This window comes from Colwellia sp. SU-HH01217 (genome assembly GCF_057543495.1).
The window spans coordinates 14,809-40,416 of sequence record NZ_BAAJLX010000006.1; the positions used below are offsets into that span (position 1 = coordinate 14,809).

Sequence of the window (25,608 nt, forward strand, 5' to 3'; positions counted from 1 at the left end):
ATTTACTTTAAATCAAGATATACTCACGGCTTAAATTTTTTAAGCCGTTTTTTTATCATCTACAAATTTGTTGGTGAATAAAGAGTAAAGGACAAATTATGTCATTATCTTGTATTGAAGTTTTAACAGCAAAAGAGCCTACTGCAGCGATTATTTGGTTGCATGGCTTAGGAGCTGATGGTCGCGACTTTGAGGCGATAGTACCTCAGTTAATGTTAGATCCTAGTTTAGCTATTCGATTTATTTTTCCCAATGCACCTAAAATCCCTGTTACCGTTAATGGTGGCATGGTGATGCCTGCTTGGTACGATATTCTTGATATGAGTATTGATCGTAAAGTAGATACAAAGCAACTTGAACAATCTGCAGATGAAGTTATTGCATTAGTAGAGCAAGAGATTGCGCGTGGTATACCTAGCGAGCGCATTATCCTTGCCGGCTTTTCTCAAGGTGGCGCAGTAGTTTATCAGGCGGCATTATCCTATAAAAAGCCTTTGGCGGGTTTACTTGCAATGTCGACTTATTTTGCGACTGCAAACACCATTACTTTTGATAATAATAATGCAAACCTACCAATTATGATCATGCATGGTACTCAAGATCCTGTTGTTCCTGAAGCATTAGGACAAAATGCCAACAAATTGCTTACTGACAAAAAATATCAGTGTCAGTATAAAAATTACCCTATGCCACATAGCGTTTGTGCTGAACAAGTAAGCGATATTAGTGCTTTTATTAATGCAGCATTAAAGTCTTAATCTTTAATAAGCATTTAATCAAAAGCTGCTAACCCAAGTGAATAACCATTAACTAAGTCTGATATGAATTACTCAAGAGAACAATTAGTAGGCCAGTGGTATCGTCTTGAAATTGGCGAGCAAGGTCAACAAATCAGTGAATATGCACAACTGCTTGTAGACGGAAGTTATGAATTTACTTTTTCAACGCTGGATGTAAACGGTGCTGTGTTGGAGCAAAGTGTTGAGCTTGGCGATTGGGGATTGGTGGGCGATGTTCACTTTACTATCACAAAAAGTGAAGTAGTGGATAACGAACTGTATAGCGCAGATCTCACCCTTAGTGATAATTATCATGCTTATCGTGTTGTAAAGTTAACTAGCCAAACTTTTGAATATCAGCATTTAGTAACAAATGAAGTGTTTATCATGCGTCGAGTTGTTGGTAATATTGCCCACTGTTAACTGAGGGATTTCAGTTTAACTTTCAACTCACTTACCCATTTAGAGAATGTAATGAACCGTATTAAAGCCGCAAGTTTAATTACCGCAATAAAAACGCCTTTTACTAGTAAAGGTGAAATAGATCTTGATAGCTATGATCGTTTAGTTGAACGTCAAATAGCAGCAGGAGTAGATGGAATTATTGTTGGTGGCACCACTGGTGAAGGGCATTTATTTAGTTGGGAAGAGCATTTAATGTTGATTGCCCATAGCGCACATCGTTTTAGTAACGATTTATTAATTGTCGGTAACACCGGCAGTAATAATACGCGTGAAGCGATTAAAGCGACAGAAAATGGTTTTGCTACAGGAATGGATGCAGCATTACAAATTAACCCATATTACGGGCGAACTTCATTCGCTGGTGTTGCTGATCATTTTCAACGAGTATTATCAGTAGGTCCTGCTTTTATATACAATGTACCTGGTAGAACAGGTCAAGACTTAACACCAGAAGTTATTGAACCTTTATCTACTAATCCAAACTTTATTGGTGTAAAAGAATGTGCAGGAAATGAGCGAATTGCTTATTATGAAAAGAAAGGTATTGCTTGTTGGTCTGGTAATGATGATGAAAGTTTTGTCGGTCGTCACGAACTTGGCTCTCATGGTGTTATTTCAGTTACGTCTAATATTATCCCAGAGTTAATGCGCTTGTTAATGGACAATAACGATCCTACCTTGAATGATCGGTTACAAAACTTGATGAAATGGTTATTTTGTGAGCCTAATCCTATTGCAATAAATACTGCTATGATGATGACTGAGGCAGTTGCTGCTAACTTTAGAGTACCTTATCATGCTTTAACATTAGAGCAGCGTAAAATAGGTTTTGCACTTTTATCTGATTTCGAAAAAAGTGAGTTAGTTGGTGACGCATTAAATTTAATGGCAGATGAAGACTTTACTTACTGCGCTTAACAGACGATATGTAAAAAAGGTTATTGTGTTAATTGCACAGTAACCTTTTCTATAGTTGGCATTAGCTCGCAAGGTAATTGATAGTGTTTAACTTCGCCAGAAAGTGGACAACAAAAACTTAAACTAACCGCTGAAAGTTGTAAGTGAAGTGTTTCTGGGTAGTGTCTTGTTTTATCGCCATGCAGTCGGTCACCTACAACGGGCAAACCAACACTAGCTGCATGTAATCTAATTTGGTGTTTCCTACCACTGTCAATTTTTACGGCAATTAACGAGAGATTATTGGTTTTATCGTAACGGAGTAAATTAAACTGACTTTGTGCTTTTTTTCCTGCTATTTCAGCGGTAATAACCTCTGGTTGAGCATGAGTTGAATGATCACCATGTACAATTATTTGATAATGCTTTTCTAGTTGACTATCGCGTTTTTCAAACATTGCCGTTAACGCTTTTACTGCTGCTTTTGTATGGGCAACAATAATTAAGCCTGTAGCAGCTCTATCTAATCGGTGAACAATATAAACAGGACGTTCTGGGCTTAAATTCTGTTGAACATAGCGAGTAATGGAGCAATGATCGCTCCATTTAGTGCCTTGCGATAACATACCGTAAGGCTTGTACCAAACGCTGTAGTCTGAATTATCACTGATTAGCTTTGCGCTAATAGGGATTTGCGATAATACTGCTTGGTCATAATAAAAATGTAATTCATCATTTAACTGTAGTGTTTTTTTTATACGACGAAAACGTTGCGTTTTCTTACGTCTAGTTAACCATAACGCGCCTTTATTTATCGCCTGTTTAATGCTGGTAACACTTAACTCACAGTGCTCGGATAATACAGATATCGCAGTGCTATTATCAGTTGTTATAGTGATATGATGCTCAAATTTAGTCAAAATATTAATCAGTATTTATTATGCGGCAAATGAAAGTCGTTATAGTTTAACAAATTAGCTGCTAGTTAGGTCAAGAGTTCTAAATAAGGCTCGATTTATTTATACCTCAAGGATAGAATGACCAAGCAAAAATAGCGATTACTTTAGATTCAGCAAAACGAGAGAGAACCATGTCACGAGATTTAACCTTATTCCCACAAGATAATATTGGTGATGCATTATGGAAAATGCAAGAAGCTGGTGATGATCTTTCTACATTAAGAGAGATAGAGTTTTCAGTACTGTTTCCAACCGAAGAGCTTGCGCTAAAATTTGGTCAATTGTTACTTGAAAATAATCAAAAATTATCGTTTTGCCCATTTCAAAACAATGACGAATTACCTTGGGAAATTACAGCTTACCCTGAAATTGTGCCATCTCATGAAAACATTGCTGCTTATCAAGGCTTGTTAGAAGCAAGTGCTGAGCCTTTAAAAGGGCAGTTTGATGGTTGGTATTGCTTAAGTTCAAGCAAACTGCCTTATTAATTTTTCTCTATCTATTTTAGTATTGCATGATTGATTTAACTAAACTTTCAGCCCTTCAAGAGAAAAGTAAACATTCTTTTGCTCAGCAGAAGCAGATGATAAAAAAGCTCACTTCAGGGCAACAAGTTTTGTGCCCTCAGTGCAAACAAGCACTACAGCTTAACTTACCTGTAAACGCTGAATCGGCGAGTGAAAACAAGTCATCACATATTGCTTGTGATAAAGGTTGTACTGATATTCAATTAGATTTTATTTTGTGAGCTTTATTCAATAAATGTGGCAATATCTTGCAATGGCTTTTTAACCTGAGCATGAGTTGGAATCGTCGCATCTTCAGCTGGATAACCAACCACTAGTAGCATATATGCTCGATCATTATCACCACGACCACAAACTTTATTTAAAAATGACATAGGTTTGGGGGTGTGAGTTAAAGTGACTAAACCTGATGAATGTAGCGCATTAATCAAAAAGCCGGTGGCGATGCCTACCGATTCATGGACATAGTAATTTTGATTTTGATCTTCAATGGAAATACCGCCTTTTTTTTGACTAAAAATAGCAATTAACCAAGGTGCATGTTCTAAATAAGGTTTTTCAGCATCAGTACCTAATGCTTTTAGTGCATCTAGCCACTCTTCTCCAGCCCTACCATTATAAAACCCTTGTTCATGCATCTCTGCTTGTTTTCTTATTTGTTGCTTTACCGCTAAACTATTAACCGCTACAAAATGCCAAGGTTGATGATTTGCACCACTTGGGGCTGTTCCTGCGGCTTTTAAGCAATTTTCTATAACTTGTTTATCAACGGCTTTATCACTGAACTTTCTAATACTATGACGGCGTTTAATATTGTGATAAAAGTCAGCGGAGCGATTTAGCATATCTTCAGGGGCATACTCTATATAATCGGTCAGTGGTGAAGCGTCATGTTCTTTCATTTAGAGTCCTAATCAGTGTTAATTTATTAACAAGTTGATCTTAGCGATTGTTAATAATAGCTAGTGCTTAACTATTATTAGCGCGTAGTTGCGCGATTAACTATAACTATACTAAATAAATTAACAATAAACAGTTACCTTTTAGCTAAAGAAATTGGCGCATAAAAAAAGCGCCAAACGGCGCTTTCTTGATTTTATTTTACCTTCAACAAAGGTTAACCAATAAATGCACGTGCATTACGGAACATTCTTACCCATGGAGAATCTTCTTGCCATTCATCAGGGTGCCATGAATTAGCCACCGTTCTAAATACGCGTTCAGGGTGCGGCATCATTATAGTGACACGACCATCGGTCGTTGTCAGTGACGTAATACCATCAGGCGAGCCATTAGGATTAGCGGGGTAGGTTTCAGTAACTTGTCCGTAGTTATCGACATAACGCATTGACACAGTTCCAGAATCGTTAGCAACACCAATAGCTTCTTCAGAGCTAAACTCTGCATGACCTTCGCCATGAGATACAGCGATAGGCATACGAGAGCCAGCCATTCCTTTGAACAATACTGATGGGCTTTCTTGAATTTCTACTAATGAGAATCTTGCTTCAAAACGTTCAGACTTATTTTGTACAAAATGAGGCCAAGCATCAGCACCAGGAATTATTTCTTTCAAATTAGAAAGCATTTGACAGCCATTACATACACCTAAAGTGAAAGTGTCGCTGCGTTCAAAAAATGTTTTGAACATCGCTTTTGCATTTTTGTTAAATAAAATTGATTTTGCCCAGCCTTCACCAGCACCTAGTACGTCACCGTATGAGAAACCTCCACAAGCGACTAAACCATTAAAGTGAGCAAGATCAGTTCGGCCTGATAAAATATCAGACATATGAACATCAATTGCGATAAAGCCGGCGCGGTCAAATGCAGCAGCCATTTCAACATGAGAGTTAACGCCTTGTTCACGCAAAATAGCAATTTTAGGATTTGTTCCTTTAAGAGCATCTTGAGCAATTAACTTAGCGACAATATCTTCGTTAATATCAAAGGTAAGCTCAGCATTTAATCCAGGATCTTCGGTATCGAACTTAACGTCATGCTCTTGCTGTGCGCAAGATGGGTTGTCTCGCAACGATTGCATTTTATAGGTTGTTTGTGCCCAAGTAGTTCGATAGTAAGTACGAGAGTTCTCTAATACAACATTGCCATCACGACTAAAACGAATTGTATCTTCGTTATTAATGCGGCCAATATCAGTACAACATTCTAAAACATTGTGCTTAGCTAAAATAGCGTGTACGGCATCAACATCACCTTCGCGAACCTGAATAACCGCGCCTAATTCTTCGTTAAATAATACGTCAATATCATTGCCAGAAGCGGTTGTTAACTTAGATAAGTCAATATCCACGCCTGTATGACCAGCAAATGCCATTTCAACAACCGTTGTAAATAAACCGCCATCAGAAATATCATGATAAGCGATTAATTGCTCGTCCCGAACCAATGACTGCATAGCATTAAAGAAGCCTTTAAGAGTTTCTGGACAATCTACATCAGGGGTTTCATTGCCAAGTTTCTTATAAACTTGTGCTAAACAAGAGCCACCTAAGCGTTGTTTACCTTTAGATAAGTCGATTGCAATTATACGAGTATCGCCTTGATCCGTTCTTAATTGTGGTGTGACTGTTTTACGAATATCTTCTACAACACCAAAAGCGGTAATGATTAATGACATTGGTGAGGTAACAGATTTTTGCTTGCCATTTTCGTCCCATTGGGTACGCATTGACATTGAATCTTTACCAACAGGAATGGTTAAACCTAGCGCAGGACAAAGCTCTTCACCGATAGCTTTAACTGCTTCATAAAGACCAGCATCTTCTCCTGGGTGACCTGCTGGCGACATCCAGTTAGCAGATAACTTAATACGATTTAAATCACCAATATCGGTTCCTGCAATGTTAGTTAACGACTCAGCAACAGCTAATCGAGCAGAAGCACCAAAGTTTAATAAAGCAACCGGTGTACGTTCACCTAACGACATAGCTTCGCCATGGTACGAATCTAGTGCTGAAGCTGTAACGCCACAGTCGGCCACAGGAACTTGCCAAGGACCTACCATTTGATCGCGATTAACCATTCCGGTAACAGAGCGATCGCCTATAGTAATTAAGAAGGTTTTTTCGGCAACTGTTGGCAATGATAAAATTCGATCTGCTGCATCCGCTAACTTAATTTCAGACAAAGGTAATATATCGCCATCAGCTTTTTTAGTTGCCACGTCTTTAAATATTTTTGGCGTTTTTCCTAATAAGACATCTAAAGGTAAATCAATAGGTGTTGCTAATTTTTCATCATCAGCAAAGTGGTTATCTGTTACTGTTAAATGCTCTTCTTCTGTTGCACGACCGACAACTGCAAAGGGGGCACGCTCACGCAGACAAATTTGCTCGAAAGTGGCAAGTTTTTCGTCAGATACGGCAATAACATAGCGTTCTTGAGATTCGTTACACCATATTTCATGTGGAGCCATACTGCGCTCGTCATTAGGTACGTTACGTAGTTCAAATACTCCACCTCGGCCACCGTCAGACACTAATTCAGGGAATGCATTTGATAAACCACCAGCACCAACATCATGAATAAAAGCGATAGGGTTTTGTTCACCTAATTGCCAACATTTATCGATAACTTCTTGACAACGGCGCTCCATTTCTGGGTTTTCACGTTGAACTGAAGCAAAATCTAAGTTTTCAGCAGACTGTCCCGAAGCCATTGAAGAGGCTGCGCCACCACCTAATCCAATATTCATTGCAGGACCGCCAAGCGCGATTAAGTTAGCACCAATAGTAATTTCACGTTTTTGCACATGCTCATCACGAATATTACCCAAACCACCAGCAAGCATAATCGGTTTATGGTAACCACGTACTTCACTGCCGTTAAAAGAATTAACTTGCTCTTCGTAAGTACGGAAATAACCTAAAATAGCAGGACGGCCAAATTCATTATTAAATGCTGCACCGCCTAATGGACCTTCTAGCATAATATCTAATGCACTGACAATACGGTCAGGTTTGCCAAAATCAGTTTCCCAAGGTTGTTCAAAGTTAGGAATACGTAGGTTTGACACAGAAAAACCGACTAAACCTGCTTTCGGTTTAGAGCCGATACCTGTTGCACCTTCATCACGAATTTCTCCGCCACTACCTGTTGCAGCACCAGGGTAAGGTGAAATAGCCGTTGGATGGTTATGGGTTTCTACCTTCATAAGTACTTGAATATCTTCATGGTGATAACCATAAACATTCGTTTGTGGATGAGGGAAGAAACGGCCGCCTTTGTTACCTACCATTACCGCAGCATTATCTTTATAAGCACTTAAGACAAAGTCAGGATTGACTTCGTGGGTATTGCGGATCATTTTAAATAAGGACTTAGGCTGTTTTACACCATCGATTGTCCAATCGGCATTAAAAATTTTATGACGACAATGTTCTGAGTTTGCTTGTGCAAACATGTATAACTCTATGTCGTGTGGATTACGGCCTAATTTTGTAAAGTTTTCAAATAAGTAGTTAACTTCATCTTCGGCTAATGCTAATCCAAGGTCAATGTTAGCTTGAACAAGCGCATTTTTACCGCCGTTTTCAATATCAATCGAAGTTAATTCAGCAGGCTCTGCTGTTGCGAACAATGACGTTGCTTGTTCCATTTGTGTAAAAACAGCTTCCATCATACGATCTGAAATTAAGTGATGAAGTTGTATCGTTTGTGCTTCAGTTAACTCACTAGCTGTAATGTAGTAAGCAATACCGCGCTCTAAACGAGTAATTTTTTCTAAACCACAATTATGCGCAATATCTGTTGATTTAGATGACCAAGGAGAGATTGTGCCAGGACGTGGTGTAACTAAAAAGAATTGACCAACAGGCTCATGCTCTTCAATAGTTGGTCCATAGGTGAGTAGTTTTTGTAACACGTGAGATTCTTCATCATTTAATGCCGAACTAATGTGAGCAAAATGAGTATATTCGGCATAAATATCAGTTACCGGTAATTGTAAATCAGCACATTGAGCTAATAGTTTTTGTACTCTAAAGTCTGAAAGAGCCGGAGCGCCGCGAAGGGTATTCATCAACATCGTCATAAACGGTATCACCACTGGTTGGTTAGGCTAACTACTTAACTTAGTTTTGCGCTTTAATAGAGCGAGGATTAAGTAGCAAAAAAATCGCGCGTATTATAATTGAAAATAGCTCGTTTGATAAGCGTTAAAGTCGTCAATTGAGAGAGTTTATAAAATCAAATAAAAAAAGCTTTATGTACAATCTAATTAACGACACAATACCCAAGTATGAATTTAAATATCATTAAAAAACAACAAAGCTTTATTCACATTACTTCTTTGCTAGTGATGTGCCTTTTGCTGCTCAGTGGTTGTGGTCCAACAAAAGAAAAAGCCAGTTTGCAACGCATCCTCGAACGAGGTTACGTTAAGGTTGGCACTTTATATGGTCCCAATAGTTATTATTTAGGAGCGGAAGGACCATTAGGTTTTGAGTATGAGTTGGCAAAAAAATACGCCGATTATTTAGGTGTCGATTTAGAAATCGTGCCGAGCTATAACCTTGAAGAGCTTTTCCCTAAATTAAATAACGGTGACGTTGATTTCTTAGCCGCCGGACTATCCGTTACAGACAAACGATTAAAACAATTCAACTTTTCACCAAGTTATCACTTAATAAGCCAAAAAGTCGTTTTTAAACAAGGTAATGAGTGGCCTCGAGAATTAGCCGATCTTAACGGAACCTTGATGGTAACATCGGGCTCGAGTCATGTGGAAAACCTTGAAAAACTCAAACTTATTCACCCTAACCTTACTTGGCAGGAAACCACGGAATTAGATAACGAAGAGTTATTAATGAAGGTGCTTGACGATGAGGTGGATTACACTGTAATTGATAGTAATGTCTTAGCAATGAGTCGACGTTATTATCCTGAGTTGAGCATAGCTTTCACCATAAAAGATTCGTCGCCATTAGCGTGGGTAGTAAGTAAAGAAAGTGACGCTTCAATATTAGCCAGTCAAATTGAATTTTTTGGTAAAGTACACCATGACGGTACTTTATTGGCATTAGATGATAAATACTACGGACATGTGGAAGAGTTTGACTATGTTGATACTCGGCTCTTCTTAAGAGCAGTGGAAAACAAATTACCTAAATATCAAGCGATGTTTGAAAAACACAGTCAAGATATCGATTGGCGTTTACTCGCAGCAATTAGTTACCAAGAATCACATTGGGAGCCTCATGCCCGCTCTTATACAGGGGTACGCGGTATGATGATGCTAACCTTGGTCACAGCTAAACAAATGGGCATCGCTAGTCGATTAGATGCCGAGCAAAGTATTATAGGGGGCGCGAAGTATTTCAAACGTATGATTAAAAAAATGCCTGAACGCATTCCTGAGCCTGATAGAACATGGTTTGCTTTAGCCTCTTATAACGTGGGCTTTGGTCATTTAAATGATGCACGTATTATTACTCAGCGACAAGGAGGCGATCCCGATCGTTGGTTTGATGTAAAATCTCGCTTGCCATTACTGAAACAAAAGAAATATTACAAAAAGACGAAATACGGATACGCGCGTGGAGATGAACCTGTTAAGTATGTTGAAAGTATTAGGCGTTATTATGAAAGCTTAATGTTTCTTGATGACAGGGCGCGAAAAGAAAAAACATTACCTGCTGAACTTCAACAGTCTGAAATTGAAAGTAAACTTTTAGTGAAAAACCCTAATTAAATTCGTTAGTTAAATCTTGTTACAAATTAAAGGTAAATAGATAATAATTTTATTGATTTATTGTCATTAAACCGTCATAAAGATAGTTAATACTTATATAAATTAACTATTAATGAGAGGTAAAATTATGAGAATTAAAAGATTAGTATCAAGTTCGCAACGTAAACGTCAATTAACCCGTCAACATAATAAAATTGCGACTCGTCGCCAAGAGTTTTTTATTCAAACACTAAATGAAGATAAAAATGCTGACTAAGAACTTTGTTCTTTCTCAGCTTTTTTAGCGGCCTTTTTTTCAGCTCTTCTGCGTTTAAAAAAAGCAGACAGTAAAGCACTACATTCATTTGCCATAACACCTTCACAAACGTTTATTTGATGATTCAATCCTGGATGATTAACCAAGTTAAGTAAACTACCAGCAGCTCCTGTTTTTTCATCTTTTGTGGCATAAACTAACCGTTTTATCCGACTATGCACTAATACACCTGCACACATAGGACATGGCTCCAATGTGACATATAAAGTGCAGTCGATTAATCGATAATTTTGTAAAGCGTCTCCTGCTTGGCGGATCGCGATCATTTCTGCATGGGCTGATGGATCATTTAGCATGATTGATTGGTTAAAGCCCTCAGCAATTATTTGACCGTTCGCTACTATTACGGCACCCACTGGAATTTCGTTATGGCTTTGTGCTTGTTGCGCTAATTGATATGCACGCGCCATAAAGTGATGGTCAAGTTCTTCTTGTGACATATCTTTTAAGGTGGCATTACTTTCTGTGGAGCTAAGGTTTGTTATCTGGCTCATAAAAACATCTCTAACAAATCATTTAAATAACGGTGTCCAAGTAAACTCACTTGCCAGTGCTCTTCACCTTCTTTTATTAAAAGCTGCATTAGTTGTTTATCTTTGGCTAATTGTAAAGTCGGAAGGACAGTGTCTTTCGATAGCCCTGTTGCTTGCTGATAATCCGTTAAAGTAAAACTGGAGTGTAATCGCAGGCGATTCATCATATATTCAAACGGTAACTCATTGGGATTTACTGTATTGAGATGATCTAAATGTTCACGTTCAGTATCTAAATAACCTTTAGGATGTTTGACCTTAATCGTTCGAAATATTTGATTATTGGCCGCATCTGTAATTTTGCCATGAGCGCCACAGCCAATGCCTAGGTAGTCACCAAATTGCCAGTAATTTAAATTATGTTGGCATTCATAGGTTGGTTGACTAAATGCAGAAATTTCATATTGTACATAACCTGCTTCAGCAAGCAGTTCAATGCCTTTGTCTTGAATTTCCCACAACACTTCATCTTGAGGAAGTTTTGGTGGTTTAGAATAAAAAGGGGTGTTTGGCTCTATAGTCAACTGATACCAAGATATATGAGTGGGCTTTAAACTGATCGCGGTTTTTAAGTCATCTAATGCGTTGTCGATATTTTGATTGGGCAAACCATGCATTAAATCTAAGTTAAAGCTTTTTACGCCGCACTTTTGTGCTAAAAGCGCTGCTTTTTGTGCTTGGTTACTATCATGAATTCGGCCGAGCTTGATAAGTTTGTCAGACTCAAAACTTTGAATGCCAATAGAAAGTCTTGATACGCCGCCATTAAAAAAGCCAATAAATTTATCAGCTTCAACTGTGCCGGGGTTAGCCTCTAACGTTATTTCAATATCATTATCATAGCTAAACCGTTGTAATACTTGTTCGAGTAAGTTTTCAATAGCAGGCGCTGACAATAAACTAGGAGTGCCACCTCCAATAAAAATACTGTGCAGTGGCCGATCAGACAAAGCAAAACGTTGAATGTCACTGTCTAAATCGACAATTAGCTGTTCAATGTATGCTTGCTCAGGAATATCATGCTTTAAGGCGTGTGAGTTAAAGTCGCAATAGGGACATTTTTGCACACACCAAGGTATATGAATATAGAGAGAAAGCGGAGGATTAATTAACACAATATTCCTTTGAACCTAAGAAGCATTTGAAGCAGTTTTTGTTAATAGCAAAGGCACTAATTGTGCTAATGCTTGACCCCGATGGCTTAACTGGTTTTTCAATGCTCTTGGCAGTTGAGCTGAAGTGAGTTGTTGGTCTGCTTGCCAAAAAACGGGATCATAACCAAAGCCTTGTTCGCCATGTTTTTCGCGGCAAATGCTGCCTTCCCAAATGCCATGACAAATAAGAGGTGTTGGATCGTCACTGCTTTGCATATATACCAAAACACAATGAAACCGTGCTGTTCGCTTGTCGTTTTCTATATCACTTAACGCTGTTAATAGTTTCTGCGTATTGTCATCGTCACTCGCATTTTCACCCGCATAACGTGCTGAATAAACTCCCGGTGCACCGCCTAAAGCGTCAACAGCAAGTCCAGAATCATCAGCAATTGCGGGCATACCAGTAATTTTAGCTGCATGGCGCGCTTTTATTATGGCGTTTTCAACAAATGTGGTTCCAGTTTCTGCAACCTCGGGCACATCAAAATCACTTTGAGGGACAATATTTATTTGATGGTCGGCAAGCAGACTCGCGAGTTCTTTTACTTTACCTTGGTTGCCTGTGGCTAATACGATGGTTGGCATGACGGCTCTTATATAGAAAATATTATATGAATTGCAACATTTTACCCTAAACCGAAGGGCTCAGCCAATAAAAGCCACGAGTTTAAAGGGTAAACATGATGATTTAATCGACGTAAAACTTTTGTTTAAATGTTAAAGTCTGTTGCTCTTTACCATCGGTTATATCAATTTCAAAGTAGAAAGTTTCTTCGTCAGTGTATTTAACTTGTGCTAAATAATATATCGCATCGCCTTCTTTAACTTCTTGAAATTCTAGTGACTTTATTTGGCCTAAATCATTTCGTGCCGTTCCTTTGAGAGAAACTGTTTTAGCTGGCGTATTTGCCTGGCTATTATCAAGTACTGAAATATTAATTAAGCCATTATATCGACTTCGTTGAATTTGATAGGCTTTTGCGACTTCTGGCGTTAAAAAGGTTGCACCTATGGCCATGAAGTGCACATTCATTGTGCCTAGTTTTTTCATGTTCTCAGCTTTTAAGTTACTTGAAAATACAGCGATAAGGGCAGTAAATAGCATCAGGAGTACAGTGTAATAGTTAGCTTGGGTTTTCATAAAAGTCTCCAAAATACTTTAATGGTTAGTGTCTTTAGTATAGATGATAGTTTTGCGGTTTCCTTCAAGAAGGGGAGACTTCTTGAAGGAAATTTGAGGGTTATATTTGCGCCCAGTAAGGAACATTGCTCGATAAAAATATATTTAATACATTCAATAACAAAAATGCGATTAATACCGATAAGTCTAGACCACCAATACTCGGCACTATATTTCTGATTGGCTTTAAAAAAGGCTCGGTTAACTGATGAAAAATCATTTGTGTTGGATTATATCCTTGAACAACCCAACTCATTAACGCCATAATTAACATGATAATAAAAATTAAAAAGCCAATTTGTTTAAGCAGCGTTATTAAACCAATATACAGTAAAGCTATCCAGTCTAACTGACCACCACTAATTAGCGTAATTAATGTTAGTTTACCCGTAGCAACGATAAAGGCGAGTAGCAGTGTTGCCACATCAACCCCGCCAAAACCTGGAATTACTCTTCTTAAAGGAACCACTAATGGATTACTGACTTTTACAATAAATTGACTGAGTGGATTGTAAAAATCGGCCTTAACCAGTTGTAACCACACACGCATTATTAAAATGGTTAGTAGTGCATCAAACGCAAACCTTATTAAATAAATTAGAGCTTCCATTAGAGATCCTGTTATGAATTTTGTTGAGCAATTTCTTGCGCACGAATAAATGCAGCTTTAACTGCTTTACCAACTAATGGTGTGAGTCCGCCATCAATTAGTGTGGTTAAGGCAGCCTGAGTTGTGCCGCCTTTAGAAGTAACATTGGAGCGAAGTTCGCTAATTTCAAGATCAGTATTGCTGACCACCATATTGGCAGCACCTAATGCTGTTTGTTGAACGAGCTTTCTACTAACTTCATCAGAGAAACCGTAAGCTTTTGCTTGTTGCTCCATCGCTTCCATAAATAAGAAGAAATAAGCAGGGCCAGAGCCTGAAATACTTGTAATATGATCTATTTGACCTTCATTTTCCAGCCAAACTATTTCGCCAGCAGCTTGCATTAATTGTCCTGCATACTCCGCTTGCTCTGTCGTTACTTTGTCGCAAGCAAACATGCCAGTCATGCCTAAACCTAACTGTGAAGGGGTATTTGGCATGGTGCGAATAATTGCCGTTGTTTCGCCTAACGCATTTTTCATTTGTTTAATGGTGCAACCCGCCGCTACAGAAAGAAAACACTTTTGTGATAAATCTAGTTCGCTTGCTACTTGTTGACAAACATCACTAATAAAATGAGGTTTTACACCTAAAACAATAAAATCTGCAAAATCAACAGCTTCAATGTTACTTGCCGTTTGCTTAATCCCCAGGCTTTTTTCTAATGCGATTCTTTTTTCAGGCGAAGGATTAGAAACAATAATATTTTCAGCACGAATACCTTGTTTGATTAGCCCATTGATAATGCTAGCGTTCATGTTGCCAGCGCCAATAAATGCAATTTTTTTCATTAGATACCTTAATTGATTGCTTTGTTTAGTTAATTCTTTCATTAATAGGACGGTTTATCGAGCTTTTGTTCAGTTGTTTTGTGAATTTACTGACGCTCGCCAAAGATTGCCGACCCAATTCTCACCATAGTTGAACCGTTTGCGATGGCGGGAGCTAAATCGTTAGACATGCCCATTGATAGTGTATCAATATTAGGGAGAGAGTGTTGCATTTGGTTAAATAGTTCAAACATTTTTATATAGCTCGACTTATCGGCATTTTTTTCAGGAATAGCCATCAACCCTCTTAACGTTAAATGCTCACATTGGCTAATAGTATCAATAAGTAAAGGAAGTTCGTCTAAGGTAACACCCGATTTACTTTCTTCACCGCTAATATTGACTTGTAAACAAACGTTTAGCGGGGTATCTTGATCAGACCTATGTTCATTGAGGCGTTTAGCTGTTTTAATTCTATCGACTGAATGAACCCAAGAGAAGTGCGTCGCAATTAATTTGGTTTTATTAGACTGAATAGGGCCAATAAAATGCCAACTTAACTGCGATAAATGAGCGAGTGTCGTTATTTTTTCAACAGCCTCTTGAACATAACTTTCACCAAATTCGTGTTGACCAGCTTGATAAGCTTGTTCAATTAAATTACTGGGTTTAGTTTTACTTACAGCAAGTAGAACTACCTCGTCAGTAGAGCGATTACTTTGTTGACAGGCGTGAAAAATTTGCTGTTTAATGGTGGCTAGATTTTCTTTTATGTCTATCATTTAAATTATTTCAATTCCCAACGTATTTAGCTATTACAACAATTAGAGTAAGAGGTTTTTTATGGATATTACCGAACTATTAGCATTTAGCGTAGAAAACAACGCATCCGATTTACATTTATCAACCGGGAGTCCGCCATTAATCCGTGTTGATGGCGATGTACGTAAACTTAATATACCTGCTTTTGATGCTAAAGATGTTAATGCATTAGTCTATGATATTATGAATGATCGTCAACGCAAAGAGTATGAAGAACATTTAGAGGTCGATTTCTCGTTTGAAGTACCTAATTTAGCTCGTTTCAGGGTAAATGCCTTTAACCAAAACCGTGGTCCTGCTGCGGTATTTCGTACCATCCCTAGTAAAATACTTTCATTAGAAGATTTAGGTTGCCCTGAAATATTTAGAGATATATCTGATACTCCACGTGGTTTAGTGCTGGTTACAGGTCCTACAGGCTCTGGTAAGTCTACTACCTTAGCCGCAATGGTTGATTATATTAACAAGTCAAAAAATGATCATATTTTAACCATTGAGGATCCAATAGAATTCGTGCACGAAAATCAACTTTGTTTGATTAACCAACGTGAAGTTCATCGTGACACTTTAAGTTTTGAAGCCGCACTACGTTCAGCATTACGTGAAGATCCCGATGTTATTCTTGTTGGTGAGATGCGTGATTTAGAAACTATTCGACTGGCGATGACAGCTGCTGAAACGGGTCACTTAGTTTTTGGTACACTGCATACAACTTCTGCACCTAAAACCATTGACCGTATTATTGATGTATTCCCAGGTGAAGAAAAATCGATGGTGCGTTCAATGTTATCGGAGTCATTACGCGCGGTAATTTCTCAAACGTTGATTAAAAAAACGGGTGGCGGACGTGTCGCAGCCCACGAAATTATGATCGGTGTTCCTGCTATTCGTAACTTAATCCGTGAAGATAAAATTGCACAAATGTATTCTGCTATTCAAACGGGTATGCAACATGGCATGCAAACGATGGATCAATGTTTACAAAATTTGGTCAACCGAGGCATGATTTCAAAACAAGATGCCATGGAAAAAGCGGTAGATAAAAATCAATTCAGCAGTTTTTAATCGGAGTAGATAATGGAATTTAATGATTTATTAGTCGCTATGGTAAAAGCTGATGCATCAGATATGTTTGTTACAGCTAAATTACCAGTGAGTGCGAAAATAAATGGTGAATTGCAGCCGATTGCACCGGATATTTTAACTCCTGAGCAGTCGTTAGCTTTAGTTAACTTTTCGATGAATAACAAGCAAAGACGCCAGTTTGATGAAGAAAAAGAGTGTAACTACGCTATTTCTGTTGAAGGCATTGGACGGTTTCGTATATCTGCTTTTTGGCAGCGAGACATGGCTGGTATGGTACTAAGGCGTATTGTTACTGAAATTCCTGATGCTGATCAACTAGGATTGCCCCAAGTATTAAAAGATATTGTCATGTCAAAGCGTGGCTTAGTTCTTTTTGTCGGTGGTACCGGTACGGGTAAATCAACGTCAATGGCGTCATTAATTGGCTATCGTAATAACAATTCACATGGTCATATTTTAACCATTGAAGATCCAATAGAATTTGTACATGAACATGGCAAAAGCATGATCACACAACGTGAGGTTGGCTTAGACACAGATTCATTTGATGCTGCATTAAAAAGCTCTTTACGACAAGCGCCTGATGTTATTCTTATTGGTGAGATTCGTAATCAAGAAACCATGGAACATGCACTTTCATTTGCTGAAACCGGACATTTATGTATTGCAACACTGCATGCGAATAACGCAAACCAAGCGATTGATCGTATTATGCATTTAGTGCCATCTGAGCAACATGGTAAATTGTTATTTGATTTAGCGTTAAACCTTCGCGGTATTGTTGCTCAACAATTAATTCCGACGAAAGATGGTCAAAATCGAATTGCTGCAATTGAAGTTTTACTTAATTCTCCTTATGTTGCCGAACTCATTAAAAAGGGTGAAATTGGTGGAATTAAAGAAGTGATGGAAAAATCGAAAGAGCTTGGCATGCAAACTTTCGATCAAGCATTATTTAATTTGTATCAACAAGGTTTAATTACCTATGCAGATGCACTCCATCATGCTGATTCGCCAAATGATTTACGCTTGATGATAAAACTGCGCTCTAATGAGCAAGGCGGTACAGGTGCATTAAGTGGTATAACGATTGAAGGCCTTGAACCTGACGAACCACGTTAATTTTATACGCTAACTCGGTTTAGTCATAGGTAAATGTCAGCCATGAGGAGTTACTCCTCATGGCTTTTTTTATCTTAAATAAAATTAATTTAACCACCATAACCAGCACGGAATTGTTACTACTGACATTAACGTACTCACGACTACAGTTCCTGCGACGGTTTCTTGATGTTTTTGCTGTTGCTTAGCAATTAAGTAAGCATTCACTCCAGTTGGAGATGCACTTAATATTACAAGTACAGTAGTGGTTATTGCATTTAAGTGAAATAAATAATGGGCTGTAAAATAAACTATAAAGGGCAGTATTATCAGCTTTATCGCGCTGGCTATAGCAATGAAAGTCAGTTCTTTTTTCACCTGATAAAACGACAACGAGCCGCCTAAAATAAACAATGCCAGAGGAATGGCTGGCTTGCCAATTAAGAGTAAACTCTCATTAAAAACTTTGGGCAAAGACCAATTGCTAACATTAACAATTAGCCCTAAAAGTATACTTACTACTACGGGGTTACTGAAAATTTGCCTACTAAAACTCGCCCAATCAAACTGGGTGTTTTTAGCACTTATGGCACTGGTTAAGGTAAACAACATAGCACTGTGAAAAGTCACAATTAAAAAAGTAATGGCAATGACTTGTTCGCCACCCACCATTAGCAATATCGGTAAGCCAACGATAATTGTATTAGAGTAGCTAGCACCAAGTGCAAACACCGCAGAGCCTGACGCTTGCTTTTTTAAGGATGGATGAAAGTAATAATTAACAAGCCCGCCTAAAAGATAGCATAGTAAAACAGGGAGATAAAAAGCGGCAAATAGTGCAGGGGTTACGTGTTTAGAAAAGTCAGCGTGTGACATTTGATAAAATAAAAAAGCGGGTATCGCGATATAAAAAGTAAACTTTGTTATTGCATCAAGTTGAGTTCGCTCTAGCCACTGAGTTTTGGTTGACAAAAAGCCAATAAATGCAACAAGCACTAGTGGAGCAATAATAAGAATAATATTCATTGAACCTAGAAACCTTGATGAAATTTATGAGTAACTAGCTTCAAAAAAGCTTTCGATAATTAAGGCGGCAGATTCAGCGTCAATATTGTCTTTTTTCAGATTTTTATACCCCCCTTTCGAAAATAATCTTTCTTTAGCATCGGCTGTAGTTAATCGCTCATCTTGAAATTCTACTTTTAAGCCGTATCTTCCGGCGACCCGCTTGCCAAATTTTTTCGCGTCTAAGGTGAGTTGTTGCTCGCTGCCGTCCATATTGAGTGGTAAACCCACTACGATAAAATCGGGTTGCCATTCTTTTAAATAGGCAGCAAGGCTATCCCAATTAGGGATACCATCTTTGGCTTTAATTGAACCTAAAGGGCTAGCACTTCCAGTGATCTCTTGGCCAACAGCGACACCAATATATTTTTTACCAAAATCAAAACCAATAATGGTTCGTTGACCCATAGTGTTAGACACAAGTTTTCCTATTATTCATATTTAGTGATTGTTAACGCTTGATAAGCGGGGGTTATGCATGCCCAATATCAGGTGATAAGTGCGCCATATCGATACCCAGTTTTTCAGTTGCTTTTTTCCAACGCTGTTCAATGGGAGTGTTAAATAAAATGTCTTTATCTGCTGGCGTAGTTAACCACGAATTTGTTTTCAACTCTTCTTCTAATTGCCCAGGTCCCCAGCCAGCGTAACCTAGGGTGACCATATAATCGGTAGGAGCTTCAGCAGTGCCCAATGCAAGCAGAATATCTTTTGAGGTGGTGATCATAATGTCATTACTGAGCGACAACGAGCTTGTCCAACAACTTTGTGGGCTATGTAATACAAAGCCTCTTTCTTGAGACACAGGTCCTCCTGAGAGCACGCGCTGTTGCAGTTTGTCAGTATGCTCATTTTGAACTTCAATGTGTTCTTCACCGTCTTTACTTAATTTTTCTTTTTCATCATCAAGCTGAGACAGTAATTCTTTAAGATTAAGGTTAACAGGCAAATTAATTATTAAGCCCATTGCTCCTTCTTCATTGTGCTCACAAATATAGGTAACTGTTTTGTTAAAGTAGGGATCGCCTAATGCAGGCATGGCAATGAGTAATTGATTCTCTAAACTATCCATACTTATTCCTTTTATTATTATGTTGAATGATTGATTTAGTACTAGGCGATGTTCGCTTCAATAGCATCCATTAATTTGCCACTAATGTTAATAGGGAAAGCCGCTTCGATTTCTCTGATACATGTTGGGCTTGTGACATTAATTTCAGTTACTTTATCCCCAATAATATCTAGGCCAACAAAATATAAACCACGCTTTTTAAGCTCTGGTGCAATAGTTTCAGCTATACGTTTGTCACTTGCGCTTAATGGACGTGCTTCACCTCGACCTCCTGCGGCTAAATTACCACGAGTTTCACCTTGTGCAGGAATACGCGCTAAGCAATAAGGCATTGGTTCGCCATTGACGATTAAAATGCGCTTATCGCCATCTTTGATTTCTGGCATGTATTCTTGAACCATAGCATATTGACTACCATGTTCAGTTAACGTTTCTATAATTACCCCAACATTGGCATCGTTGGGTCCCATTCTAAAAATAGAAGCTCCACCCATGCCATCAAGCGGTTTAATGATGACGTCTTTTTCTTTTTGGTGAAAATCACGAATGCGTTGACTACTGCGCGTGACTAATGTTTTTGGTGTTAAATCGGCAAACCAAGCGGTAAACAGTTTCTCATTGCAATCGCGTAAGCTTTGCGGCTTATTAACAATTAACGTACCTTCAACTTCTGCACGCTCTAACATGTAGGTAGCGTAAATAAATTCTGTATCAAAAGGAGGATCTTTACGCATTAAAACGACATCTAAATCACTGACTTTAATATCACTTGTTTCGCCAAATTCATACCAATGATTAGGATCATCAAACACGGAGACTCTTTGGGTTGTTGCACGACAAACACCTTGTTCAAGGTATAAGTCTTTCATTTCCATATAATAAAGCTCGTAGCCGCGTTTTTGTGCTTCAAATAACATTGCCATTGAAGAGTCTTTTTTTACCTTAACGTCTTCTATGGGATCCATTACTACACCCAATTTGATGGTTTTATGTTTAGCTGTCATTGTTAATCCTGTTCGGTATGCATTGTTTGCAATAAATTAAGTTAAATCGCCAAAGCGACACTGTAGTGCGGTAATCGCAGTAAGTGCGGCGGTTTCTGTTCGTAATATTCGCGGGCCAAGTAACACATCGGTAAAGCCACTTTGATTCGCTTGCAGTATTTCATCGTCTGATAAGCCACCTTCAGGACCTATTAATAACCTAACACGAGCTTGCTCTATTGTATTTGTTACTGGCAGTCCCATAATTGAATGAGTCGCCTTGGGGTGAAGATTAATTTTCAATGCTTGAGTTGGTTGTGCTAACCAATCTTGTAAACTAATTGGCTCGTTAACCTTAGGCACCAATGAACGACCTGACTGTTCGCAAGCGCTAATAACTATTTTTTGCCACTGTTCGTGCTTTTTTGCTAACCGTTCTTTATTGAGTTTAACACCACAACGTTCAGTAAAAATAGGGGTAATGGTATTAACACCCAACTCGACAGATTTTTGCAGGGTAAAGTCCATACGATCACCGCGAGATATCCCTTGGCCAAGATGAATATTAAGCGGAGATTCAACATTTTTTTCTTGAAAGCTAATAATTTGTGCATCAGCTTGTTTTTTACTGACATTAATTAGCTTAGCTTGAAAATCACCATTTTGCCCGTTCTGTGTTAAACCATTAAACAGTTTAATTTCATCATTGTTTTTAAGTCTTAACACTCTTACCGTGTGACCAAAAGCATCTTCATTTAAGGCGATTGTTTGCCCAATTGAAAACTCGGTATTTTGATAAATTCTGGGGTTAGACATTGAGATACCTAAGGCTCGTTTATTTTTAATTCTTGATATACAGAAGATAAGGGCAGGTAGAGAGGAATTCAATCCTTGAGTCGCTTTATTGCACAAATAAAAAAACCTCCCAAAGGAGGTTTTTGTCGCTAGCAATTGAGCTGAAAATTATAACTCAGCAGCTTGGCGTAAATCGTCTGCTTTATCGGTTTTTTCCCAACTAAAGGCAGTAAAGGTGTCATCACCTACCGTCATCTCAAAAGGTTCGCGACCAAAATGACCGTAAGCAGCTGTTTGCTGGTACATAGGATGCAACAAATCGAGCATTTTAGTGATGCCATACGGGCGTAAATCAAAGTGTTCACGCACAAGCGCAACGAGTTTCTCTTGTGATATTTTTCCTGTGCCAAAGGTATCAATTGATATTGACGTTGGTTCAGCTACGCCAATAGCATAAGAAATTTGAATTTCACAACGATCTGCTAAACCAGCAGCAACGATATTTTTTGCTACATAACGACCAGCATAAGCTGCACTTCGATCAACTTTTGATGGATCTTTACCTGAAAAAGCACCACCACCATGACGAGCCATACCGCCATAAGTGTCAACGATGATTTTACGTCCAGTTAATCCACAATCGCCAACTGGGCCACCAATAACAAATCGACCGGTTGGATTAATGTGGTATTTAGTGTCAGGTGTTAGTAACTCTTCTGGAAGCACATGCTTGATAATGTTTTCCATCACCGCTTCAACCAGATCTTCTTGTTTAATCTCTGGGTTGTGTTGAGTTGACAATACTACCGTGTCTATCGCTACGGGTTTGTTATCTTCATAAATAAAAGTAACCTGTGATTTAGCATCTGGTCGTAACCAAGGTAAAATGCCTGATTTACGCGCCTCTGCTTGGCGTTCAACTAAGCGATGCGAGTAATAAAGTGGTGCTGGCATTAAGGTTTCAGTTTCGTTTGTAGCATAACCAAACATTAATCCTTGATCACCCGCGCCTTGATCTTCAGGTTTTACTCGATCAACACCTTGAGCAATTTCTGGTGATTGTTGACCGATTAAATTCATGATGCCACAAGTTTCACCATCAAAACCTACATCTGAAGAGGTGTAACCAATGTTGCTAATAACATCACGTGTTAATTTTTCTAAGTCTACCCAAGCGGTTGTTGATACTTCGCCTGAGATAATCGCTACCCCTGTTTTTACCATAGTCTCACATGCCACACGTGCATGTTTGTCTTTGGCGATAATCGCATCAAGTACTGCATCTGAAATTTGATCAGCAATTTTATCAGGATGGCCTTCAGAAACTGACTCAGAAGTAAAAAAATGTGTAGACATAAAACCTCTATTTTATTTAATAACAATCACTTAGCTATCGATTGAGTCTTTTTGAGTAACATTTCATCGATAGGTAGAAATAAAAACTATAATGAATTCTACCTTGCTAAATAAAAATTTCCTAGTTTTATTTACGCCTAGATGGCTAAACGTCTTAATTGAAAATGGAATTTATGATTAAAATTAAATCGACAAGCGTAATTGTTTTTTGAAGTTAATCGTGTAATTGTTAATAATATCAATAAGCTATTTTCATTAACACTTGGTCATTAATACTTGGTGTAAAAAAGTAATACAGAATTATAGGAATTCTCATGCTCAACACTAAAAGTTCACTGGTCAGCTTTTTATTGTTCAGTTCGTTAAGCTTTTCAAGCCAAGCGATTGAGGTATTTAATAATGATAAGACCCGTTTTGATATTGAAGGCAATGTATCGGTATTCTTCGTTAAAAATAAGGAGTTTAGTGAAATTAATGATGGGTTTTCAAGGTATCTTTTTAATACTTCTCATCAAATGACTGAAGGGTGGAAAGCGTTAGCGAAACTGGAATGGGGCGTGCAAGTGTCTAATACCGATAATCATGTGGTTGTTAATCACAATGGATTAACAAGTACGGGGGTTGCTGAAGACGCGATTTGGCTGCGTCAAGGTTATGTCGGAGTTGAACACAAAAAATACGGCAGTGTAACTTTAGGTAAGCAGTGGGGAGTTACATATAATGTGACAGGTGTTACTGATGTATTTGATGTTTTTGGTGCAGAAGCTGCGGGCGTATATAATTTTGGCACAGATGGTGGTTTATCTGGAACAGGTAGAGCAGAACAAGCTATGCAATACAACTGGCAATTCAATAATCTATCAATAGGATTGCAATACCAAGCGACGGAAGAAATTATTGATCTTGATAATATAATCGCTGAACAAGAACAAAGCATTGTTAACTTTTCTGACGCGTTTGGCCTTTCCATACTATATAAAGCGCCGTACCAATTAGGGTTTGGCTTTGGTTACAATCAAGCTCAAATTAGCTTATCGAAACCATCAATAGTGGCTGTTTCAAATCTTGACGATATTTTAATTACTGGACACATTACTTATAGCCATTTACGGGCTAAAGGCTTTCAAGTTGCTCTGGTTTATTCAGCTATGCAAAACCATGAAATTAATGATCTCGGTAAAGTAATGAATAAGTCGACAGGAATTGAAATGCATAGCTCTTATCGATTTGATAATAATATTTCTCTAGTGTTGGGATTTAATTATTTAAAAGATAATTCAACTGCAGATTTTGGTTCTAACGGTTTATTTAATAAGAAATATATTATTGTAGGTGCTAAATACCATTGGATTGAAGAGTTTCATTTATACAGTGAATTTAAAATAGACGATTCAAAATCGGCAAATCCTAACAAAGAAATTGCCGAAAACGCATTTGCCATAGGTATGGCTTACGAGTTTTAAAATTCGTATTATATTTTTAAGGGATTTCATATTTTACTCTTGTAACGGTAAAAGAGTTAATGGGCTTTGCCATAATGAGTTGAACAGCTTTTCCTGTTGAGCATTAGCGTTCGAGCTTAAAAAGGTATGAGTACTTGGTTCAATACTTGAATTTAATAAGCCTTGTTCATTTAATTTGCGGGTCAGTTGTAAGGAAACGGGAATAGCTGATTCAACCAGTGTCATATGAGAGCCCACGATACCCTGTATTTTTTCAGTGAGAAAAGGATAGTGAGTACATCCTAACACTAAGGTATCGACATTTTTAGCGAGTAATAAAGTTAAGAATTGTTTGAGTAATATATTACACGCTTCGCTATTTATCTGATTTGCTTCAATTAACTCAACCAAGCCCGGACATGCTTGTATGTGAACTTGCGCGTCATTTTTGTGTTGGTTAATTAAACTTTTAAAGCGTTGGTTTTCAGCTGTGGCTTGGGTTACTAAAATGCCGACGTTTTTAGTTTTACTTTGCTGCGCTGCAGGTTTTATTGCTGGCTCTACGCCAATAATAGGAAGGTGAATTCTTTCACGTAATTGATCAATGGCATTAACAGTTGCAGTATTACAGGCAATGACAAGTGCTTTAACCTGTTGGGAAAGTAAAATATCACTGATCTTATTGACTCTAGCTTGAATGAAATCTACAGGTTTTTCCCCGTAAGGACTGTACAAGCTATCAGCCACATAAACTAAATGCTCATTGGGTAACTGATGCGCAATCGCTTTAGCAATTGATAAACCACCAACCCCTGAGTCAAAAATGCCAATTGGCCGATTATTTCCTGCAACTTTCACTATGGTAATGTCTTTTTTTAAAATTTGTTTCTTGCTAATGGCTGCATTTATAGGGAGTTTTCTATATAAAGTAAAGTGAAC

General features: G+C 38.1%; 27 protein-coding genes. 10 read left to right on the forward strand and 17 right to left on the reverse strand.

The window, feature by feature from the left end:
• The first annotated feature begins 98 nt into the window (after positions 1–98).
• From AC27G3_RS09265 to dapA, 3 genes are all read left to right on the forward strand, one after another.
• A complete protein-coding gene (locus AC27G3_RS09265) occupies positions 99–758 on the forward strand; it encodes an alpha/beta hydrolase (protein ID WP_487120913.1) in 660 nt (219 codons plus the stop codon).
• A 63-nt stretch (positions 759–821) separates the two neighbouring features.
• On the forward strand, positions 822–1,202 hold the full coding sequence (locus tag AC27G3_RS09270; RefSeq protein WP_487120915.1) for a hypothetical protein: 381 nt from the start codon (positions 822–824) through the stop codon (positions 1,200–1,202).
• 51 nt (positions 1,203–1,253) lie between these two features.
• Entirely contained in the window at positions 1,254–2,162 is a 909-nt protein-coding gene (dapA, locus tag AC27G3_RS09275) for a 4-hydroxy-tetrahydrodipicolinate synthase (protein WP_487120917.1), read from the forward strand.
• Positions 2,163–2,182: 20 nt separating this feature from the next.
• On the opposite strand, the gene AC27G3_RS09280 is transcribed toward dapA, so the two are convergent.
• Positions 2,183–3,061 carry an RluA family pseudouridine synthase gene (locus AC27G3_RS09280; RefSeq protein WP_487120919.1) on the reverse strand — a complete coding sequence of 293 codons (879 nt, stop codon included), beginning with the start codon at positions 3,059–3,061 and terminating at the stop codon, positions 2,183–2,185.
• Between the two features lie 170 nt (positions 3,062–3,231).
• Here AC27G3_RS09280 and AC27G3_RS09285 point away from each other — a divergent pair, with 170 nt between their 5' ends.
• Both AC27G3_RS09285 and AC27G3_RS09290 read left to right on the forward strand, forming a co-directional pair.
• Complete coding sequence (locus tag AC27G3_RS09285; RefSeq protein WP_487120921.1) at positions 3,232–3,588, forward strand: ribonuclease E inhibitor RraB; 357 nt, start codon at positions 3,232–3,234, stop codon at positions 3,586–3,588.
• A 26-nt stretch (positions 3,589–3,614) separates the two neighbouring features.
• Positions 3,615–3,848, forward strand: coding sequence for a hypothetical protein (locus AC27G3_RS09290; RefSeq protein ID WP_487120923.1), 234 nt, complete (start codon positions 3,615–3,617; stop codon positions 3,846–3,848).
• Between the two features lie 3 nt (positions 3,849–3,851).
• Here the strand turns inward: AC27G3_RS09290 and AC27G3_RS09295 are convergent, their stop codons facing one another.
• Positions 3,852–4,529 (reverse strand): nitroreductase family protein, encoded by a 678-nt coding sequence (locus AC27G3_RS09295; RefSeq protein ID WP_487120925.1) that lies wholly within the window; start codon positions 4,527–4,529, stop codon positions 3,852–3,854.
• Between the two features lie 215 nt (positions 4,530–4,744).
• Entirely contained in the window at positions 4,745–8,671 is a 3,927-nt protein-coding gene (purL, locus tag AC27G3_RS09300; RefSeq protein ID WP_487121267.1) for a phosphoribosylformylglycinamidine synthase, read from the reverse strand.
• 219 nt (positions 8,672–8,890) lie between these two features.
• On the opposite strand from purL, the gene mltF reads away from it, so the two are divergent.
• Positions 8,891–10,342, forward strand: a complete 1,452-nt coding sequence (gene mltF / locus AC27G3_RS09305) for a membrane-bound lytic murein transglycosylase MltF (RefSeq protein ID WP_487120927.1) — start codon at positions 8,891–8,893, stop codon at positions 10,340–10,342.
• Between the two features lie 127 nt (positions 10,343–10,469).
• On the forward strand, positions 10,470–10,598 hold the full coding sequence (locus tag AC27G3_RS09310) for a hypothetical protein (RefSeq protein WP_487120928.1): 129 nt from the start codon (positions 10,470–10,472) through the stop codon (positions 10,596–10,598).
• On the opposite strand, the gene tadA is transcribed toward AC27G3_RS09310, so the two are convergent.
• The 7 genes from tadA to AC27G3_RS09345 form a co-directional block, all read right to left on the reverse strand.
• Positions 10,595–11,098, reverse strand: coding sequence for a tRNA adenosine(34) deaminase TadA (tadA, locus tag AC27G3_RS09315; protein WP_487121269.1), 504 nt, complete (start codon positions 11,096–11,098; stop codon positions 10,595–10,597). The genes AC27G3_RS09310 and tadA overlap by 4 nt on opposite strands.
• Before the next feature lie 50 nt (positions 11,099–11,148).
• A complete protein-coding gene (hemW, locus tag AC27G3_RS09320; protein ID WP_487121271.1) occupies positions 11,149–12,309 on the reverse strand; it encodes a radical SAM family heme chaperone HemW in 1,161 nt (386 codons plus the stop codon).
• Between the two features lie 12 nt (positions 12,310–12,321).
• Entirely contained in the window at positions 12,322–12,933 is a 612-nt protein-coding gene (locus tag AC27G3_RS09325) for an XTP/dITP diphosphatase (protein ID WP_487120930.1), read from the reverse strand.
• 103 nt (positions 12,934–13,036) lie between these two features.
• Complete coding sequence (locus AC27G3_RS09330) at positions 13,037–13,489, reverse strand: DUF4426 domain-containing protein (protein ID WP_487120932.1); 453 nt, start codon at positions 13,487–13,489, stop codon at positions 13,037–13,039.
• Positions 13,490–13,589: 100 nt separating this feature from the next.
• The gene (locus AC27G3_RS09335) at positions 13,590–14,138 is read right to left on the reverse strand and encodes a YggT family protein (protein ID WP_487120934.1); all 549 of its coding nucleotides are present in this window, start codon (positions 14,136–14,138) and stop codon (positions 13,590–13,592) included.
• An 11-nt stretch (positions 14,139–14,149) separates the two neighbouring features.
• Positions 14,150–14,968, reverse strand: a complete 819-nt coding sequence (proC, locus tag AC27G3_RS09340; protein ID WP_487120936.1) for a pyrroline-5-carboxylate reductase — start codon at positions 14,966–14,968, stop codon at positions 14,150–14,152.
• A gap of 86 nt (positions 14,969–15,054) precedes the next feature.
• Positions 15,055–15,729: a YggS family pyridoxal phosphate-dependent enzyme gene (locus AC27G3_RS09345; protein ID WP_487120938.1), complete on the reverse strand. Its 675-nt coding sequence runs from the start codon at positions 15,727–15,729 to the stop codon at positions 15,055–15,057.
• A 61-nt stretch (positions 15,730–15,790) separates the two neighbouring features.
• On the opposite strand from AC27G3_RS09345, the gene AC27G3_RS09350 reads away from it, so the two are divergent.
• Together AC27G3_RS09350 and AC27G3_RS09355 are read left to right on the forward strand one after the other, a co-directional pair.
• On the forward strand, positions 15,791–16,834 hold the full coding sequence (locus tag AC27G3_RS09350) for a type IV pilus twitching motility protein PilT (RefSeq protein ID WP_487120940.1): 1,044 nt from the start codon (positions 15,791–15,793) through the stop codon (positions 16,832–16,834).
• A gap of 12 nt (positions 16,835–16,846) precedes the next feature.
• Positions 16,847–17,977 (forward strand): PilT/PilU family type 4a pilus ATPase, encoded by a 1,131-nt coding sequence (locus AC27G3_RS09355; RefSeq protein WP_487120941.1) that lies wholly within the window; start codon positions 16,847–16,849, stop codon positions 17,975–17,977.
• Positions 17,978–18,061: 84 nt separating this feature from the next.
• Here AC27G3_RS09355 and AC27G3_RS09360 read toward each other — a convergent pair whose 3' ends face one another.
• The 6 genes from AC27G3_RS09360 to metK all read right to left on the reverse strand — a co-directional run bounded on the left by AC27G3_RS09360 (position 18,062) and on the right by metK (position 23,227).
• On the reverse strand, positions 18,062–18,982 hold the full coding sequence (locus AC27G3_RS09360) for an AEC family transporter (RefSeq protein WP_487120942.1): 921 nt from the start codon (positions 18,980–18,982) through the stop codon (positions 18,062–18,064).
• 24 nt (positions 18,983–19,006) lie between these two features.
• A complete protein-coding gene (ruvX, locus tag AC27G3_RS09365) occupies positions 19,007–19,429 on the reverse strand; it encodes a Holliday junction resolvase RuvX (RefSeq protein WP_487121273.1) in 423 nt (140 codons plus the stop codon).
• Between the two features lie 64 nt (positions 19,430–19,493).
• Positions 19,494–20,093 (reverse strand): YqgE/AlgH family protein, encoded by a 600-nt coding sequence (locus AC27G3_RS09370; protein ID WP_487120943.1) that lies wholly within the window; start codon positions 20,091–20,093, stop codon positions 19,494–19,496.
• Between the two features lie 41 nt (positions 20,094–20,134).
• Positions 20,135–21,097 carry a glutathione synthase gene (gshB, locus tag AC27G3_RS09375; RefSeq protein ID WP_487120944.1) on the reverse strand — a complete coding sequence of 321 codons (963 nt, stop codon included), beginning with the start codon at positions 21,095–21,097 and terminating at the stop codon, positions 20,135–20,137.
• Positions 21,098–21,133: 36 nt separating this feature from the next.
• Positions 21,134–21,892, reverse strand: a complete 759-nt coding sequence (gene rsmE, locus AC27G3_RS09380) for a 16S rRNA (uracil(1498)-N(3))-methyltransferase (protein WP_487120946.1) — start codon at positions 21,890–21,892, stop codon at positions 21,134–21,136.
• 147 nt (positions 21,893–22,039) lie between these two features.
• Complete coding sequence (metK, locus tag AC27G3_RS09385) at positions 22,040–23,227, reverse strand: methionine adenosyltransferase (protein WP_487120948.1); 1,188 nt, start codon at positions 23,225–23,227, stop codon at positions 22,040–22,042.
• A gap of 314 nt (positions 23,228–23,541) precedes the next feature.
• On the opposite strand from metK, the gene AC27G3_RS09390 reads away from it, so the two are divergent.
• A complete protein-coding gene (locus AC27G3_RS09390) occupies positions 23,542–24,690 on the forward strand; it encodes a porin (protein WP_487120950.1) in 1,149 nt (382 codons plus the stop codon).
• A 33-nt stretch (positions 24,691–24,723) separates the two neighbouring features.
• Here AC27G3_RS09390 and murI read toward each other — a convergent pair whose 3' ends face one another.
• On the reverse strand, positions 24,724–25,527 hold the full coding sequence (gene murI, locus AC27G3_RS09395) for a glutamate racemase (protein ID WP_487120952.1): 804 nt from the start codon (positions 25,525–25,527) through the stop codon (positions 24,724–24,726).
• Positions 25,528–25,608 lie beyond the last annotated feature (81 nt).